The sequence below is a fragment of the Pseudomonas sp. 4CAES_32.4 genome, from assembly GCF_058136335.1.
Genome location: NZ_CM176882.1, coordinates 5,781,702 through 5,798,009, shown reverse-complemented (window position 1 = coordinate 5,798,009; position 16,308 = coordinate 5,781,702). Strand labels below are relative to the sequence as shown.

15 protein-coding genes and 1 riboswitch are annotated in these 16,308 nt (G+C 59.8%); of the genes, 6 read left to right on the top strand and 9 right to left on the bottom strand.

The annotated features are described in order from the left end of the window. The first annotated feature begins 2 nt into the window (after positions 1-2). Entirely contained in the window at positions 3-578 is a 576-nt protein-coding gene (locus AC3Y64_RS26165) for a YceI family protein (RefSeq protein WP_489985729.1), read from the top strand. 247 nt (positions 579-825) lie between these two features. Here the strand turns inward: AC3Y64_RS26165 and rhlE2 are convergent, their stop codons facing one another. The 4 genes from rhlE2 to ahcY form a co-directional block, all read right to left on the bottom strand. After that, on the bottom strand, positions 826-2,709 hold the full coding sequence (rhlE2, locus tag AC3Y64_RS26160; RefSeq protein ID WP_489985728.1) for an RNA helicase RhlE2: 1,884 nt from the start codon (positions 2,707-2,709) through the stop codon (positions 826-828). Between the two features lie 221 nt (positions 2,710-2,930). Beyond that, positions 2,931-3,743 (bottom strand): substrate-binding periplasmic protein, encoded by an 813-nt coding sequence (locus AC3Y64_RS26155; protein WP_489985727.1) that lies wholly within the window; start codon positions 3,741-3,743, stop codon positions 2,931-2,933. 168 nt (positions 3,744-3,911) lie between these two features. Further along, the gene (metF, locus tag AC3Y64_RS26150; RefSeq protein WP_122594708.1) at positions 3,912-4,757 is read right to left on the bottom strand and encodes a methylenetetrahydrofolate reductase [NAD(P)H]; all 846 of its coding nucleotides are present in this window, start codon (positions 4,755-4,757) and stop codon (positions 3,912-3,914) included. A gap of 192 nt (positions 4,758-4,949) precedes the next feature. Next, on the bottom strand, positions 4,950-6,359 hold the full coding sequence (ahcY, locus tag AC3Y64_RS26145; RefSeq protein ID WP_489985726.1) for an adenosylhomocysteinase: 1,410 nt from the start codon (positions 6,357-6,359) through the stop codon (positions 4,950-4,952). Between the two features lie 23 nt (positions 6,360-6,382). Next, a riboswitch (S-adenosyl-L-homocysteine riboswitch) is annotated at positions 6,383-6,481 on the bottom strand. 190 nt (positions 6,482-6,671) lie between these two features. On the opposite strand from ahcY, the gene AC3Y64_RS26140 reads away from it, so the two are divergent. Together AC3Y64_RS26140 and AC3Y64_RS26135 are read left to right on the top strand one after the other, a co-directional pair. Then, positions 6,672-7,079 carry an acyl-CoA thioesterase gene (locus AC3Y64_RS26140; protein ID WP_016984776.1) on the top strand — a complete coding sequence of 136 codons (408 nt, stop codon included), beginning with the start codon at positions 6,672-6,674 and terminating at the stop codon, positions 7,077-7,079. A 177-nt stretch (positions 7,080-7,256) separates the two neighbouring features. Further along, the gene (locus AC3Y64_RS26135) at positions 7,257-8,144 is read left to right on the top strand and encodes a formate/nitrite transporter family protein (protein WP_489985725.1); all 888 of its coding nucleotides are present in this window, start codon (positions 7,257-7,259) and stop codon (positions 8,142-8,144) included. Here the strand turns inward: AC3Y64_RS26135 and AC3Y64_RS26130 are convergent, their stop codons facing one another. Further along, positions 8,145-9,410 (bottom strand): cation:proton antiporter, encoded by a 1,266-nt coding sequence (locus AC3Y64_RS26130; RefSeq protein WP_489985724.1) that lies wholly within the window; start codon positions 9,408-9,410, stop codon positions 8,145-8,147. 154 nt (positions 9,411-9,564) lie between these two features. Here AC3Y64_RS26130 and AC3Y64_RS26125 point away from each other — a divergent pair, with 154 nt between their 5' ends. Together AC3Y64_RS26125 and AC3Y64_RS26120 are read left to right on the top strand one after the other, a co-directional pair. Beyond that, on the top strand, positions 9,565-10,398 hold the full coding sequence (locus AC3Y64_RS26125; protein ID WP_158956316.1) for an EamA family transporter: 834 nt from the start codon (positions 9,565-9,567) through the stop codon (positions 10,396-10,398). Between the two features lie 39 nt (positions 10,399-10,437). After that, entirely contained in the window at positions 10,438-10,821 is a 384-nt protein-coding gene (locus AC3Y64_RS26120) for an MAPEG family protein (protein ID WP_489985723.1), read from the top strand. Positions 10,822-10,935: 114 nt separating this feature from the next. Here the strand turns inward: AC3Y64_RS26120 and mltA are convergent, their stop codons facing one another. Then, a complete protein-coding gene (gene mltA / locus AC3Y64_RS26115) occupies positions 10,936-12,120 on the bottom strand; it encodes a murein transglycosylase A (protein ID WP_489985722.1) in 1,185 nt (394 codons plus the stop codon). A 127-nt stretch (positions 12,121-12,247) separates the two neighbouring features. Here mltA and AC3Y64_RS26110 point away from each other — a divergent pair, with 127 nt between their 5' ends. Then, positions 12,248-12,697 carry a c-type cytochrome gene (locus AC3Y64_RS26110; protein WP_489985721.1) on the top strand — a complete coding sequence of 150 codons (450 nt, stop codon included), beginning with the start codon at positions 12,248-12,250 and terminating at the stop codon, positions 12,695-12,697. Between the two features lie 78 nt (positions 12,698-12,775). Here the strand turns inward: AC3Y64_RS26110 and AC3Y64_RS26105 are convergent, their stop codons facing one another. From AC3Y64_RS26105 to metK, 3 genes are all read right to left on the bottom strand, one after another. Continuing rightward, positions 12,776-13,171, bottom strand: coding sequence for a DUF1090 domain-containing protein (locus AC3Y64_RS26105; RefSeq protein ID WP_158956322.1), 396 nt, complete (start codon positions 13,169-13,171; stop codon positions 12,776-12,778). Between the two features lie 97 nt (positions 13,172-13,268). Beyond that, positions 13,269-14,936, bottom strand: a complete 1,668-nt coding sequence (gene ligB / locus AC3Y64_RS26100) for an NAD-dependent DNA ligase LigB (protein ID WP_489985720.1) — start codon at positions 14,934-14,936, stop codon at positions 13,269-13,271. A 169-nt stretch (positions 14,937-15,105) separates the two neighbouring features. Continuing rightward, a complete protein-coding gene (gene metK, locus AC3Y64_RS26095) occupies positions 15,106-16,296 on the bottom strand; it encodes a methionine adenosyltransferase (protein ID WP_489985719.1) in 1,191 nt (396 codons plus the stop codon). Positions 16,297-16,308: the final 12 nt, after the last annotated feature.

Here is a 16,308-nt window from a genome sequence, read left to right as displayed (position 1 = left end):
GCATGTTGAAAAAGACTCTGGCCGCTCTGGCAATCGGTTCTGCACTGCTCTCGGCCCAGGCCATGGCAGCGGACTACAAAATCGACAAGGAAGGTCAGCACGCCTTCGTTGACTGGAAAATCAGCCACCTGGGCTACAGCTTCATCCACGGTACTTTCAAAGATTTCGACGGTACTTTCTCGTGGGATTCGACCAAGCCTGAAGCCAGCAAGATCGCTGTAGACGTGAAAACCGCCAGCCTGTGGTCGAACCACGCTGAACGTGACAAGCACATCGCCAGCAAAGACTTCCTGGATGTCGGCAAGTTTGCTGATGCCAAGTTCGTCTCCACCGCTGTTAAATCGACCGGCGAAAAGACCGCTGACGTGACCGGCGACCTGACTCTGCACGGCGTGACCAAGCCAGTAACCTTCAAGGCTACGTTCAACGGCGAAGGCAAGGATCCATGGGGCGGCGAGCGTGCTGGCTTCAACGCCAAGACCACCCTGAACCTGAACGATTTCGGGATCAAGGGCCCAGGTCCTACCTCGCAAACTGCGGATCTGGACATCTCGCTGGAAGGCGTGAAAGTTAAATAACTTTCGCCCCGCCACACAGAAACGCCCCCGGTCGAAAGATCGGGGGCGTTTTTTTATTGCCTGACACAACGCTAATCCTTTGTGGGAGCTAGCCCTGCTAGCGATAGCGGAGGGTCAGTCAGCATAAATGTTGAATGAGCTGACTCATCGCTAGCAGGGCTAGCTCCCACAGGAGAATGTGCACATTCGCAGGCGCAAAAAAATGCCCCGGCTCTTTCGAACCGGGGCATTTTCATTGGCTTGAAACTCAGCGGTTGCGGGTCAGCAAGGCTGGTTTTTCGCCACGTGGGCGGCTTGGCAGTTGATCGAGCTGCTCAGGCGTCGGGAAGCGGTCGGCTTTCGATTCCTTGTGCATGATCTTCGGACCATTGTTGCGCGGGTTCTGCACGGCCGGCTCGCTACGAGGCTGATCGTCACGGGCCGGACGGCGGTTGCGCGAGGACGAGGCGGAATCGTCACGACGACCCGACTGACCTTCACGCGGTGCGCCGTTGCGCGGGCCGCTGCGTTTGGCTGGCGGGGTGCCGGTGCTCGAACCGTTGCTGTTGCGCGGACCGTTCTGACGACCCTGCGACTGACCGCCGCGTGGTGCGCCCGAACCTGCGCCTGCGCCCTGCGCCGGTGCGCCTGGACGACGGCCGCGACCGCCAGCCGGAGCCGGCTTCGGCACGTAGTCAACGCGGTTACCGAAGTTATCCACATCGTCGTCGAGGAACTCGTCCGGTGCACGATCGGCAGCAGCACGTGGCGGCTGGCTCGGACGCTGTTCGCGGCTCGGAGTGCCTTCGCGCGGTTTCTGCTGACGGGCAGGACGCTCGCCACGTTCACCGGCAGGTTTTTCCTTGCCCTTGTCCTTGCCTTTGTCTTTACGACCGCCACCACCGCCGCCGCCATTCGGGCCATCGCCGCGTGGGCCACGTGGATTGCGCGGGTTGCGCACGTCCGGACGTTCACGCACTTCCGGCTTCTCGGCTTCAATCGTGCTCGAATCGAAGCCCATCAGGTCGCCGTCGGCGATTTTCTGCTTGGTCATGCGTTCGATGCTTTTCAGCAGTTTTTCTTCGTCCGGAGCAACCAGCGAGATCGCCTCGCCCGAACGACCGGCACGGCCGGTACGGCCGATACGGTGAACGTAATCTTCATCGACGTTCGGCAGTTCGAAGTTGACCACGTGTGGCAACTGATCGATGTCCAGACCGCGAGCAGCGATGTCGGTGGCGACCAGGATGCGAACCTGGTTGGCCTTGAAGTCGGCCAGCGCTTTGGTGCGCGCGTTCTGGCTCTTGTTACCGTGGATCGCCACAGCCGGCAGGCCGTGCTTGTCCAGGTATTCGGCCAGACGGTTGGCGCCGTGCTTGGTGCGGGTGAAGACCAGCACCTGTTCCCACGCGCCGGCGGTGATCAGGTGCGCCAGCAGTGCACGCTTGTGGCTGGCCGGCAGACGGAACACGCGTTGTTCGATGCGCTCGACCGTGGTGTTCGGCGGCGTCACTTCGATGCGTTCCGGGTTGTGCAGCAGCTTGCCGGCGAGGTCGGTGATGTCTTTGGAGAAGGTCGCCGAGAACAGCAGGTTCTGACGCTTGGACGGCAGACGTGCGAGGACTTTCTTCACGTCGTGCACGAAGCCCATGTCGAGCATGCGGTCGGCTTCGTCGAGGACGAGGATTTCCACGTGGGACAGATCGACGCTGCCCTGACCGCAGAGGTCGAGCAAACGACCCGGGCAAGCAACGAGGACGTCGACGCCACGGGACATGGCCTGAACCTGCGGGTTCATGCCGACGCCGCCGAAGATGCAGGCGCTGACGAATTTCAGGTCACGGGCATAGATCTTGAAGCTCTCGTGAACCTGGGCCGCGAGTTCGCGGGTCGGGGTCAGGACCAGTACGCGCGGTTGGCGCGGGCCATGACGCTGGGATTTGTCCGGGTGACCGTTGGGGAACAACCGCTCCAGGATCGGAAGGGCGAAACCGCCGGTTTTACCGGTACCTGTCTGAGCCGCCACCATCAGGTCGCGACCTTGCAACACGGCGGGAATGGCCCGCTGTTGCACCGGAGTAGGCTCGGTATAGCCCGCATCTTCGATGGCGCGGACTAAAGCCTCGGAGAGACCGAGGGAAGCAAAGGACATGAGTAATCCTGTTTTAGTTAGGGCTTGGCCCAATGGGAGTCTTGCCTGGCGCGAATGGCGTTTAAGAGGACGCAATCCCGTCCGGTCCTGCTGCGGTTCCGAAGGCACGTCTGGAGCGCTCGCGCGGGCTGAAAGCTGCGCTGTAGCGGGTCGAGAGGCCTGTTACGGTTCCGGGCGTCCGGGCGTGAGCCTGGCGGGAACGCCGGAGTATAACAGAGCAATCACTGCGCGCTGCTTTCCTGCTGCTCAACGGTTTTGCCGTTGGCGGTGGCGGAATCCATTGAAGGGCTGTCGGCAGGAGCGGCGCCGTAGCGTGCGCTGAGCTCGGCATACGCCGGTTCGCGCTTGAATCGCTTGAGTTCGGCGCCGAAGCGCTGCACCAGCAAATCCATCCCGGCATTGCGCCGAACCGCAAGAAACTGGCTCTGGCGGCTAATAACCGTGGGGTTCTCGCTGATTTGATCGCGGATATTCAGTTCATCAAGCAAATGCTGACCGACGCGGCGATCGGTGATCAGCAGGTCGATGCGCCCGCGCACCAGTTTGCCGAAGTTGGCTTCGTGGGTCGGTGCCGGTTCGCGAGTAAACAGGCTCGATTCGCGAAAATCCGGGCTGTACAGATAACCGGGCGAAGTGCCGATGGTCAGGCCTTTGAGTTCTTCGAGTCGGGTAAACGGATGCGGTCGATCATTGGCGTAGAACATCACGAACTCGACGTCCGACAGCGGTTCGATCGGGTAGAGCAGGGTGGCGTCGCGCTCGTCGCTGTGAAAGATATCCAGCGCCCCATCGGCCTGCCCGGTTTCGAGCATCGACAGGCAACGCTTCCACGGCAGAAATTGCCATTCGACTTCAATGCCCAGGCGTTTGAAGACGATGGCCGTGGTTTCGTAATCGAGGCCAAGGTTTTTGCCGCCCTCTTCATACACGTAAGGCGCCCACGGCTCGGTGACAATACGCAGCTTCTCGCCTCGAGCGGCGAAGCTCAGGCAAGCAAAAACCAGCACGGCGAATAACTGTGTGATCAAAGGCATGGCTTGAGATTACGACGAGAAACGCGAAAGAGCCAGAAAGTGCCTGCACAAGCTCTGTTTCGGGGCTTCAAAAGCAAAAGATCGCAGCCTTCGGCAGCTCCTACAGGTGTAATTAATACCCATGTAGGAGCTGCCGAAGGCTGCGATATTTTGATCTTGCTTTGATGTTTAGCGAGGCAACTTCAGGTTATTCCAGATCGCCAGACTCGGTTCGGCCTGGTTCATGGAATAGAAGTGCAGCCCCGGTGCGCCGCCCTGCAACAGGCGTTCGCACATCTCGCTGACGACTTCCTCACCAAAGCGCTGAATGCTTTGGGCATCATCGCCGTAGGCTTCCAGTTGCTTGCGGATCCAGCGCGGGATTTCCGCACCGCAGGCATCGGAGAAACGCGCGAGCTTGCTGTAGTTGGTGATCGGCATGATGCCCGGCACGATCGGCAGATCCACACCCTGCGCCTGCAAACGGTCGACGAAGTAGAAGTAACTGTCGGCGTTGAAGAAGTACTGGGTGATCGCGCTGTCGGCGCCGGCGCGGGCCTTGCGCACGAAGTTGGCGAGATCGTCTTCGTAGTTGCGCGCTTGCGGATGCATCTCCGGGTAAGCGGCGACTTCGATGTGGAAATGATCGCCGGTTTCTTCACGAATGAATTCAACCAGTTCATTGGCGTGACGCAGCTCACCGCTGGTCATGCCCATGCCGGACGGCAGGTCACCACGCAGGGCGACGATGCGCTTGATGCCGGCAGCCTTGTACTCGTTCAGCAGGCCGCGCAGGTCGTCCTTGCTGTCGCCGACGCACGACAGGTGCGGTGCGGCCGGTACTTTGACTTCGCTTTCCAGTTGCAGAACGGTGTTGAGGGTGCGATCACGGGTCGAACCACCAGCGCCATAGGTGCAGGAAAAGAAATCGGGGTTGTAAGTGGCCAGCTGACGGGCAGTGGCGAGCAGTTTTTCATGCCCAGCATCGGTCTTGGTCGGGAAGAACTCGAAGCTGTAGCGACGGTCTTGGGACATCGGAGGGGACCTCCAGCTACAAGCTGCAAGCTTCAAGCTGCAAGAGCAGCGGAGGTGCGCTGGTCTCTCGTGCCTGAAGCTTGCGGCCTGACACTGTTTTGAAATAGGGGCAGAGCCTCAGGCTTCGCACGGCAAGTTCGGCTTTTGACCTCGCTTGCCGCTTGAAGCTAGAAGCTCGCAGCTGCTCTAAACTTAGTAGCGGTAAGCGTGCGGCTTGAACGGGCCTTCGACGGTGACGCCGATGTAGTCAGCCTGTTGCTTGGTCAGTTGAGTGACCACGCCGCCGAAGCCGCGAACCATTTCCAGGGCTACTTCTTCGTCGAGTTTCTTCGGCAGTACTTCAACAGTCAGACGCTCGGCTTTCTGGGCTGGCGACAGGTCGGCGTACTTCTGGTCGAACAGGAAGATCTGCGCCAGAACCTGGTTGGCGAACGAACCGTCCATGATGCGGCTTGGGTGGCCAGTGGCGTTACCCAGGTTAACCAGACGGCCTTCGGCCAGCAGGATCAGGTAGTCATCGTTCTGCGCGTCGAAAGCGCCAGCGCCGGTACGGTGGATCTTGTGTACCTGCGGCTTAACTTCTTCCCATGCCCAGTTCTTGCGCATGAAAGCGGTGTCGATTTCGTTGTCGAAGTGACCGATGTTGCAGACAACAGCGCGCTTCTTCAGGGCTTTGAGCATGTTCGCGTCGCAAACATTGACGTTACCGGTGGTGGTCACGATCAGGTCGATCTTGCCCAGCAGCGCTTTGTCGATGCTCGCTTCGGAACCGTCGTTGATACCGTCGATGAACGGCGAAACCAGTTCGAAACCGTCCATGCACGCTTGCATGGCGCAGATCGGGTCAACTTCGGAGACTTTAACGATCATGCCTTCCTGACGCAGGGACTGAGCGGAGCCCTTGCCCACGTCACCGTAACCGATGACCAGCGCTTGCTTGCCGGACAGCAGGTGGTCAGTACCACGCTTGATCGCATCGTTCAGGCTGTGACGGCAGCCGTACTTGTTGTCGTTCTTGGACTTGGTCACCGAGTCGTTGACGTTGATGGCCGGGATTTTCAGCTCGCCCTTGGCCAGCATGTCCAGCAGACGGTGTACGCCGGTGGTGGTTTCTTCGGTCACGCCGTGAACGCGATCCAGTACTTGTGGGTACTTGTCGTGCAGCAGCTGAGTCAGGTCGCCGCCGTCGTCGAGGATCATGTTGGCGTCCCATGGTGCGCCATCCTTCAGGATGGTTTGTTCCAGGCACCACTCGTACTCTTCTTCAGTTTCACCTTTCCAGGCGAAAACCGGGATGCCGGCAGCAGCGATAGCGGCAGCAGCCTGATCCTGCGTCGAGAAAATGTTGCACGACGACCAGCGCACTTCGGCACCCAGGGCAACCAGGGTTTCGATCAGCACGGCAGTCTGAATAGTCATGTGGATGCAGCCGAGGATCTTGGCGCCTTTCAACGGCTGTTCGCCGGAGTACTTGCGACGCAGACCCATCAGGGCCGGCATTTCCGATTCGGCGATGATGGTTTCGCGACGGCCCCAGGCAGCGAGGGACATGTCGGCCACTTTGTAATCGGTAAAATCTGCAGGCGTGTTGACAGCGCTCATGAAGAGCCTCCATTCGTAATGTATGCGAATGGGCGCCGTTGTGCGTTTAGTGTCTGGCCTGAGCCAGTCAACGCCCCATCCGAGCCTGACAGGTCGAACCTGCTGCAGCGCCCCTCGGACAGGTGGCGGGAAAACGGTACCAATTGGAGATGACCGTTTTGAAACGGTGGCGATTATAGCTTTCTTTGAGCTGCGAGTGGCAAGCCGCAAGCGACAAGTAACAGCGGCTCGGCCTTTACTTGCAGCTTGTCGCTTGCAACTTGAAGCTGGGGGAGTAAACCTAATGCCCAAACACCTCGGAGTCCGTCCCCCATGAATTTCCACACCCGCAAATGGGTAAAACCCGAAGACCTCAACCCCAACGGCACCCTGTTCGGTGGCAGCCTGTTGCGCTGGATCGACGAAGAAGCGGCGATTTACGCCATCGTGCAGTTGGGCAATCAGCGCGTGGTGACCAAGTACATTTCCGAAATCAACTTCGTCAGCGCCTCACGCCAGGGCGACATTATCGAACTGGGCATCACCGCCACCGAGTTCGGTCGCACCTCGATCACCCTGACCTGCGAAGTGCGCAACAAGATCACCCGCAAGAGCATTCTGACTGTCGAGAAGATGGTGTTCGTGAACCTGGGTGAAGACGGCTTGCCGGCGCCGCACGGGCGCACTGAAATCAAATATGTGAAAGATCAGTTTCAGGAAGATGAACTCGTCACCAAGTGACATCGGCGGTGCGGCCATCGCCAGCAGGGCTGGCTCCCACAGGATCGCGCTGTACCTGTGGGAGCTAGCCCTGCTAGCGATAGCGGTTGTTCAGTCGCAGAAGAATCATCTGGCCACTGAACAGCCTTGAACCGCCGGGGTCGTAGCTAAACACCACCCCCCCACGGTTCCCACGCCATGACCACCCCCACCGACGGCAAGACCCCCGACCTCTCGGCCAAAGAACAGCACGAAGTCGAGAAAAGCCAGCCGCCACGCGCGGCTGTCCTGCATGAAATCATCCGCAGCCAAGGCGATCAGGAACTGGAGCGCAGCATTGCCGCGCTGTGGTGGTCGGCGCTAGCGGCGGGGCTGACCATGGGCCTGTCGCTGATGGGTATGGGCTTGCTCAATTCACGTCTGCCCGAGGGCGACGAATTCAAGGTGATCGCCAGTTTCGGTTACTGCGCAGGCTTCCTCGCGGTGATCCTCGCCCGCCAGCAACTGTTTACTGAGAACACCCTGACCGCCGTTCTGCCGGTGATGACCAAACCGACCCTGCGCAACTTCGGCCGCTTGATTCGCCTGTGGACAGTGGTGCTGGTCGGCAACCTCTGCGGCACGATTCTGGTGGCGTACGTGATGTTAGAGCTGCCGATCTTCGACACCAAAACGGACCATGCCTTCCTCGAAATCGGCCGCAAGGTCATGGAAAACCACGCCAGCCAGATGTTCGCCAAAGGCATCGTTTCCGGCTGGATGATCGCCACCATGGTCTGGATGATCCCGTCCATGGAGAGCGCGAAGATGTGGATCATCATCCTCATCACCTACTTGATGGCGCTCGGCGACTTCACCCACATCGTGGTGGGATCGGCGGAAGTGTCGTATCTGGTGTTTGCCGGCGAATTGCCGTGGAGTGATTTCTGGGCGGTGTTCGCAGGGCCGACGCTGGCGGGGAACATCATTGGCGGCAGCTTCATCTTCGCGTTGATCAGCCATGCGCAGATTCGTAGCGAGAGCGGGACGCCGAAGGAAACAACGGATCAGGCCGAGAAACCTGATCCGCGAGAGATCAAAAAATGATCAGTGATGCGCGGGTTCAGTCACGGTTACCGGCTCATTGCGAGTCGCGTGTTTGACCAGTTTGCCGATGGTCAGGCCCTGCAACAGGATCGACGACAGCACCACGATGTAAGTGATGCTCAGCAGCAGATCGCGCTCCGGGCCCAGCGGCAGGGCCAGCGCCAGTGCCACCGAGACACCGCCGCGCAAACCGCCCCACGTCAGAATGCGGATGGTGCCGGCGGGCACCGTGCGCCAGCGGCGTAGCAGGAGAATCGCCGGGGCCACGGTGAGCAGGCGCGACAGCAGAATCGCTACCGCCAGCAAACCAGCCGCCGCCATGTGCAGCCAGTTGAACGGCAGCAGCAACAGCTCCATGCCGATCAGCGCGAACAGCAGCGCGTTGAGCATGTCATCGAGCAATTCCCAGAAACCGTCGAGGTAGCGGCGGGTCATGTCGTTCATTGCCAGGTTGCGGCCGACATTGCCGATGATCAGACCGGCGACGACCATCGCAATCGGCGCTGAAACGTGAATCTCGGTGGCCATTGCCGAGCCGCCGATGACCAGCGCCAGAGTGAGCATCACGGTGATCTGATGCTGCTCGATGCTCTTGATCATCCGGTAGACCAGATAACCGATCAGCCCGCCAAACAGCACGCCGCCTATCGCTTCTTGAACAAACAGCATCGCCGTGGCGCTGATGGTCGGGGTTTCGCCGAGTTGGGCGATGCCCAGCAGCACGGTGAACACCACAACGGCTGTACCGTCGTTGAACAGCGACTCGCCGACGATGGTGGTTTTCAACGGTTTCGAGGCGTTGGCGGTACGCAACACGCCGAGCACCGCGATCGGATCGGTCGGTGAAATCAGCGCGCCGAACAACAGGCAGTAGAGGAAACTCACGTGCCAGCCGAACAGAGCAAAAATGTAATAGGCGAGGCTGCCGATCACCGTGGTGGCAATCAATACGCCGAAGGTCGCCAACAGGCCGATGGGCCAACGGTAGCTGCGCAGGTCATTGAGGTTGACGTGCAGGGCACCTGCGAACAGCAGGAATGAGAGCATCCAGTTCATCAGCAGATCGCCGAAGTCGATCTGGCCGATCAGTTGCTGCACGCGTTCTTCGAGACCGGGATAGCCGAGCACGCTCAGGCCTTGCAGGATCAGCGAGAACAGCAGCGCGGTGACCATCACGCCGATGGTCGGCGGCAGACCGATGAAGCGGAAGTTGACGAAGGTGAGGAGGGTGGTCAGGCAGATGAAAGCGGCGACAAGTTCAAGCATCCGGGGTCCTTTGGATGAGGGATGGAAAGACAGTGCACCAAATCTTTGGTGCAGAGGTTGGATGGGTTGATTCGGGGTGAGGACACAATCCGTCGCCTCCATTGGTCAGCCGCACGCATTGGTGTAGGGTCAACAAAAAATAAAGGAGTGAAACGTGCTGGCGACAGCTTTGGTATTGATGGCGGCCCTGTTGCACGCGACGTGGAATACGTTGATCAAATTCAGCGCCGAACGGCTGCTGGTGGTGGCGTGCATGGACACCGTGGCGCTGCTGGTGGTCGCCATCGCGTTGCCGTTTGTGAGCTTGCCGCCCATGGAAATCTGGCCCTGGATTCTGGCATCGGCGGCGTTCGAGCTGCTCTATCGTTACCTGCTGATTCAGGCCTATCGGGTCGGCGATCTTGGATTGGTCTATCCGCTGATGCGCGGGTTGTCGCCCCTGGTAGTGCTGGCGTTGACCCTGATCTTTGCCGGCGAAGTGCTCACCACCCAGCAGATCTTCGGGATCATGCTGATCCCGTTCGGCATGGTTTGCCTGCTGTGGCAGGGCGGCGGTGGCAAGCACTTGCCGTGGTCGATGCTGCCGGTGGTGGCGCTGATCGGCCTGTGCATCGGTTGCTACACCTACATCGATGGCCAGGCCCTGCGGCGCTGGTCGCATCCGCTGGACTATCTGGTCTGGGTCACGCTACTCAGTGCGTGGCCGTTTCCGCTGCTGGCGTGGGTCGCCAAGCGCCCGGCGTTCCTGCTGTTCTGGCGTGAGCAATGGAAGCTCGGGTTGGCGGTGGGCGTCTGCGTATTGGCCAGCTACGCTCTGGTGCTATGGGCGATGCAGTTGGGCTCGATTGCCGAAGCGGCGGCGTTGCGCGAGATCAGCGTGATCCTGGTGGTGCTGTTCGGGATGCGCTACCTCAAAGAACCTTTCGGCCGGCCACGGCTCTTAGCCTGTGGGCTGGTACTGATTGGCATGCTGATCATGAAGTTCTGACGGCCCGCGAATTCTATAACTCGAAAAAAGGACGGCGTTATGACGGTGGCTCTGTGGTGTGTGTTGATCGCGATTTTTCTGCCGTATCTCTGCACGGGTGTGGCCAAGGCCGTGGGCGGTTACCGGCTGAGTGACAACCATGATCCGCGCGACTTTCTCGAAAGTCTCAACGGTGTGGCGAGACGTGCGCATGCCGCGCAGATGAACAGCTTTGAAGTGACCCCGGCGTTTGCCGCAGCAGTGATCGTCGCGCACCTGGTGGGCACGGCGGAGCTGGTGACGGTGAATGTGCTGGCGGTGCTGTTTATCACCAGTCGCCTGCTGTACATCATTTGCTATCTGGCGGACTGGGCGATCTTGCGGTCGCTGGTATGGTTTGTGGGGATGGGGTTGATTGCTTCGTTCTTCTTTGTGTCTGTCTGATGATCGGGTGATGCTGCTGGCCCCTTCGCGAGCAGGCTCGCTCCCACAGTTGGAATGCATATCCATGTGGGAGCGAGCCTGCTCGCGAAAGCTGTTGGTCAGGCACCGAAGAACTTAGGATTTATCCTTGGGTGTGTCCGCCACCTGCGGCACTTGCGGCAACGCCGCGCCTTTTGGCCAGAGCATCCAGATCTGCCCCTGTTGTTTCATGTCCCCGGCCAGTTGCCCGGCCGCATCACCGGTGCCCCAGAACAGATCCGCACGCACTTCGCCGGCAATCGCGCCGCCGGTATCCTGCGCGGCCACCGGTCGCACGAGTGCCGTGCCATCCGGGCGCGTGGTCGACAGCCACAACAGGCTGCCCAGCGGAATCACTTTGCGATCCACCGCCGCGCTGTAGCCCGCGGTCAACGGCACGTTCAGCGAGCCGCGTGGGCCTTCGTTGCTGTCCGGGTTGCGGGTAAAGAACACATAACTCGGGTTGCTGCCGAGCAGCTCCGGGATGCGCGACGGATTGGCCTTGGCCCAGTTGCTGATCGCGCTCATGGTGACGTCTTCTTTCTTCAACTCGCCTTGCTCGACCAGCCAGCGACCGATCGGCCGATAGGGATGACCGTTCTGGTCGGCGTAGGCGATGCGCAGCTGTTTACCGTCCTCGGTCTGAATGCGTCCGGAGCCCTGGATCTGCAGAAATTGCAGGTTCATCGGATCGGTCAGGTACGCCACCACCGGGGCTTTCACGCCTTTCGATTCGATGGTCGCAGCGTCGTCGTAAGGCTTGAGTACCCGACCTTCGAGGCGACCGCGCAGGCGTTTGCCTTTGAGCTCAGGGTAAATGCTGTCGAGCGAGACAATGATCATGTCTTCGGGCACGCCGTACACCGGCACGTTGGCCGCGTCAGTAGGCGTCAGGCTGCCGGGATAAACCGGTTCGTAGTAACCAGTGATCAAGCCATTGGGGTTGTCGTTCTCTGCGCGCAGGCCGTAGACGTCGAGGTTCTGCTTGAGGAACGCGCGAATTTCGCTGGCACTCTGCGGCACATTGGCCGCTGCGGCGCAGGTAGCGCCCCAGACCACATCCGCCTTGAGTCGGGTACAAGCGCTGCGCCACGAGCCGAAACCGGCGACCAGATCACTGTCGGACACCGCCGGCAGCGCCTCCCAAGTGGCGCTGGAGTAAGTGGCCAGCGCATGGGTTTTCGGCTTTTCGCTGTCGCCGCCGGTGCAGCCGGCGAGAATGGCCAGTAGCGGCAGGCTTGCGAACAGCGGATGACGCCAAGCCTTGAAGCGGATGTTCATGGAGTAATTCCTGTGCCGGTGGCCCGAGTGCTCCATGCGCTCAAGCAACCCGTATTTTTAATAGGGCTATTGGTGTTTGGCGGTGACGCGAGGATACTGGCCGCCGATTCCGTGACCTGAAGCCACCATGACTCTTAAAAGAATTTCTGTTGTATTGCTGGCCTGTCTGACCTTGTCCGCCTGTGGCGGTGTCGATCCGAATTCCCCGCTGGGCCAACGCAAGGCGATCTTCAAACAAATGCTCAAGACCGGCGAAGACCTCGGCGGCATGTTGCGCGGTCGCACTCCGTTCGACGGGCCGAAGTTTGCCGAAGGCGCGGTCAAACTCGATGCGTTGTCCCATGAGCCGTGGAAGCATTTCCCACAGGTGCGCGAAGAAGATCACACCAGCGCCAAGGACGATGTCTGGCAGAAACAGGCGCAGTTTCAGGAAATGGCCCGCAACCTTGAAACGGCCACCGGTGAATTGGTGATCGCCAGTCAGGTTCAACCGTACAAGGTCAGCAATCTCGGGCCCGCGGTGCAGAAAGTCGAAGATGCCTGCAGCGCTTGCCATAAACAGTTTCGCGATCATTGAAAGTTAAAAGATCGCAGCCTGCGGCCGCTCCTGCACTGATCAGAACAGGAGCTGCCGCAGGCTGCGATCTTTTGATTCTTACTTATCGATTTCGTCCAGCGCGTCCTGCAGCTCTTTACGCGACTCGGCCAGTTTGTCTTTGCGCTTGTTGATCTTCTCTGGATCACCTTTCTTCATCGCCTTGTCCAGATCAGCCTGACGCTGGCTGACTTCGTGCTTGGCTTCGAGCACTTTGTTTTCGCGTTCTTTCTTCAGCCCGGCGTCGGTGCAGTGCTCGGTCACTTCACTCAGGGCCGTTTCCAGGCCAGCCTGCTGATCGGCGTTGCCGCGCGACTTGGCCTGTTCGATCTGATTCATGATGCCCTGCTTCTTGGCAGCGCAACCGGTAAGGCCCGGAGCATCTTCATCGGCCATCACGGGGGCGGCCATCATGCCGCAGAGGGTCAGCATGGCGAGCGGTGCGAGAAATTTCATAAAAGCTCCATGTGCAAAGGCAATCGGGTTGGTCAGGCACTGCGCTGTTGGAGCGCCTCGGCTACCGTTGGGTTCCCGGCCTGCCGGAATTGCATGTTCAGAAACCGTCGATTCCGGCGGCGCGTAAAGTTTCACTCAGAGCCAGCACCTGCGGGTCGCGGAAGAATGCGCTCAATTGCGCCGCGCGTCCGGGGCCGATGCCGGCTTCTGCCTGCCATTGTTCGGTGTCACGTTGTGCCAGCGCCTGCCATGAATCAGCCAGTTGCGCCTGACCGGTTGGCGGCAGGCCCAAGGCTTTGAGCCACTGGACAAACGGTTGCTGGCGGGCGCTGCGAAAGCTGTCCATCAGGCGCACGCTGCTGCGTTCACCGAAGCCGGCAATGTTAGCAAGCTCTGGCGCATCGAGGGTCAACCAATCCAGCAGGTTGTTCAGGCGGCGTGTTTCGAGAAGTTTCTCCCAAGTACCACGGCCGACATGGTGCATGTTCAGACCCTGTTTGCCACTGAGCCAGGTCAAACGGGCGAGAAACTGGCTTTCGCAACCTGAAGTCGGTTGCCAGCAGCTTAGTGCGTGAAAGTCCTTGGCGTCAGGGATGTTGATGTGGGCCCGTTCACTGGCGCGTAAAACTACACTGTCGAGCCGAGGGATCGTCAGTCCGGCAAGGCTGATCGCAACCTGGTCGCCGGAGCGGATATCCAGTTCTTGCCAGCGCTTCAAGGAACTGGCGCTGACCCTTTTTATCTCCCGGTCATCCAGCATCACGGGTTTGAGTTCCAGCACAGGCGTGATGCGTCCGGTGCGGCCGACCTTGAAATTGACCTTGCGTACTTCGGCCAATGCCTGGGCAAACGGGTATTTCCAAGCGACGGCCCAGTACGGCGCGCGAGCCTGCCAGCGTTGGGCGGGTGGTCGCTGGCTCTGACGCAGAACCACACCATCCGTGGCGAAGGGCAGAGGGGAGCGGTACCAGTGATCGCGCCATGTCTGTGCTTCAGCAAGGTCGCTGACGGGATGGCTATACGGCTCGATCGACGCGAAACCCAGCTTGGTCAATGTGGATATTCGCTCGGGCAAATCCAGCGGCCCTTGCGGCCAGTCCCACGCAAACAATCCGATCCCGGAGGCTTGCTCGGCACTCAAGGATTTTCGTCCCATCAAACCGGCCACGGTGGCGCGCGCATTGACGCTGCCGGATCGGGCCTGCACGTGTTCGCTCAGGCGCCAATAGAGTTCTCCCTGAACCAGCAGGTCGAGCGGTTGGGTCAGCCGTTGCGGGATGGCGTTGATCTTTTGCGCCGATGCCGTCCAGTCGTGACCGTCGATGCCGTCGCCCCGACTGATCGCTTGCTGCAAAACCCCGTTGCGATAAATCAATGTCACCGCGACGCCGTCGACTTTGGGTTGTATCCAGACATTTTGCCGATCCCGCAGCCATGATTCCACGGCCTCTGTCTTGTGGATTTTATCCAGACCGGTATGGGCGATGGGGTGGCTGACTGTGCCTGAAGCGGTGCGCAAAGGGTCAGAAGACGAGGGCAGTTTGAAGCACTCACGCCATGCGCTCAGGCGTTGGCGCGACTGATCGTAGAGTTCATCGGCGATCAGTGAGCGTCCTTGGCGGTGGTAGGCATCGTCCCATTGGTCGATCTGGTTTTGCAGGGCGGTGATTTCGCGCTGGGCCTGGGTGGACGTCCAATCCGGGCATTTAGACGCGTAGCCCGTCAGGCATACAAGGTGCAGCAAAACAAACAAACACAAACGCATCGTGAGCGTCCTTGCTCATGGGTGTTCCTCAAGGTTAGTCAGGATTCCGGGCGAGGTTGGGCGGGTGTTTTTCGAGGTGTTACAACAGCCATAAATCAAAGTTTGCAGGCATGAAAAAGCCCCGCACGGCGCAAACCGTGCGGGGCTTTTTTGTACCGCCGGGGAAGGCTTACAGGCCAGCAGCAGAACGCAGGGCGTCGGCGCGGTCGGTTTTTTCCCAGGTGAAAGTGGTGAAGGTGTCTTCGCCAACAGTCTTGGTCTCTGATGCGCGACCGAAGTGGCCGTAGGCAGCAGTTTCCTGGTACATCGGGTGCAGCAGATCGAGCATGGTGGTGATTGCGTATGGACGCAGGTCGAACACTTCACGCACCAGTTTGATGATCTTGTCATCGCTGATCTTGCCGGTGCCGAAGGTGTTCAGCGAGATCGAAGTTGGCTGAGCCACGCCGATCGCGTAGGAAACCTGAATCTCGCAACGCTCGGCCAGGCCGGCAGCGACGATGTTCTTGGCAACGTAACGGCCAGCGTAGGCAGCCGAACGGTCAACCTTCGATGGATCTTTACCGGAGAACGCGCCGCCGCCGTGACGGGCCATGCCGCCGTAGCTGTCGACGATGATCTTGCGACCGGTCAGACCGCAGTCACCTACCGGGCCGCCGATGATGAACTGGCCGGTCGGGTTGATGTGGAACTGGGTGTCCTTGCTCAGCAGTTCGGCAGGCAGCACGTGCTTGACGATCAGCTCCATCACGCCTTCGCGCAGGTCTTTGTACGACACTTCAGGGTTGTGCTGGGTCGACAGAACAACCGCGTCGATACCGACAACCTTGCCGCCTTCGTAACGGCAAGTCACTTGCGACTTGGCGTCTGGACGCAGCCAAGGCAGCAGACCCGATTTACGGGCTTCGGCCTGGCGCTGCACCAACTGGTGCGAGAAGGTGATCGGCGCTGGCATCAAAACCTCGGTTTCGTTGCTGGCGTAGCCGAACATCAGGCCTTGGTCGCCGGCACCCTGATCTTCAGGCTTGGCACGGTCAACACCTTGGTTGATGTCTGGGGACTGCTTGCCGATGATGTTCATCACGCCGCAGGTCGCGCCGTCGAAGCCGACTTCGGAACTGGTGTAGCCGATGTCGCAAATCACGTCACGAACGATCTGCTCCAGGTCGACCCAGGCGCTGGTGGTCACTTCACCGGCAACGATGGCCACGCCGGTCTTGACCAGGGTTTCCACGGCCACGCGTGCGTGTTTGTCCTGGGCAATAATGGCGTCCAGCACCGCATCGGAAATCTGGTCGGCGATTTTGTCCGGATGCCCTTCGGACACGGACTCGGAGGTGAAGAGGGAGTATTCGCTCATCTCGATGTTTTC

Excerpts from the sequence above, each read along its gene's own strand:
- AC3Y64_RS26165 (WP_489985729.1), top strand. The coding sequence starts at position 3 with ATGTTGAAAAAGACTCTGGCCGCTCTGGCAATCGGTTCTGCACTGCTC.
- rhlE2 (WP_489985728.1), bottom strand. The coding sequence starts at position 2,709 with ATGTCCTTTGCTTCCCTCGGTCTCTCCGAGGCTTTAGTCCGCGCCATC.
- AC3Y64_RS26155 (WP_489985727.1), bottom strand. The coding sequence starts at position 3,743 with ATGCCTTTGATCACACAGTTATTCGCCGTGCTGGTTTTTGCTTGCCTG.
- metF (WP_122594708.1), bottom strand. The coding sequence starts at position 4,757 with ATGTCCCAAGACCGTCGCTACAGCTTCGAGTTCTTCCCGACCAAGACC.
- ahcY (WP_489985726.1), bottom strand. The coding sequence starts at position 6,359 with ATGAGCGCTGTCAACACGCCTGCAGATTTTACCGATTACAAAGTGGCC.
- AC3Y64_RS26140 (WP_016984776.1), top strand. The coding sequence starts at position 6,672 with ATGAATTTCCACACCCGCAAATGGGTAAAACCCGAAGACCTCAACCCC.
- AC3Y64_RS26135 (WP_489985725.1), top strand. The coding sequence starts at position 7,257 with ATGACCACCCCCACCGACGGCAAGACCCCCGACCTCTCGGCCAAAGAA.
- AC3Y64_RS26130 (WP_489985724.1), bottom strand. The coding sequence starts at position 9,410 with ATGCTTGAACTTGTCGCCGCTTTCATCTGCCTGACCACCCTCCTCACC.
- AC3Y64_RS26120 (WP_489985723.1), top strand. The coding sequence starts at position 10,438 with ATGACGGTGGCTCTGTGGTGTGTGTTGATCGCGATTTTTCTGCCGTAT.
- mltA (WP_489985722.1), bottom strand. The coding sequence starts at position 12,120 with ATGAACATCCGCTTCAAGGCTTGGCGTCATCCGCTGTTCGCAAGCCTG.
- AC3Y64_RS26110 (WP_489985721.1), top strand. The coding sequence starts at position 12,248 with ATGACTCTTAAAAGAATTTCTGTTGTATTGCTGGCCTGTCTGACCTTG.
- AC3Y64_RS26105 (WP_158956322.1), bottom strand. The coding sequence starts at position 13,171 with ATGAAATTTCTCGCACCGCTCGCCATGCTGACCCTCTGCGGCATGATG.
- ligB (WP_489985720.1), bottom strand. The coding sequence starts at position 14,936 with ATGCGTTTGTGTTTGTTTGTTTTGCTGCACCTTGTATGCCTGACGGGC.
- metK (WP_489985719.1), bottom strand. The coding sequence starts at position 16,296 with ATGAGCGAATACTCCCTCTTCACCTCCGAGTCCGTGTCCGAAGGGCAT.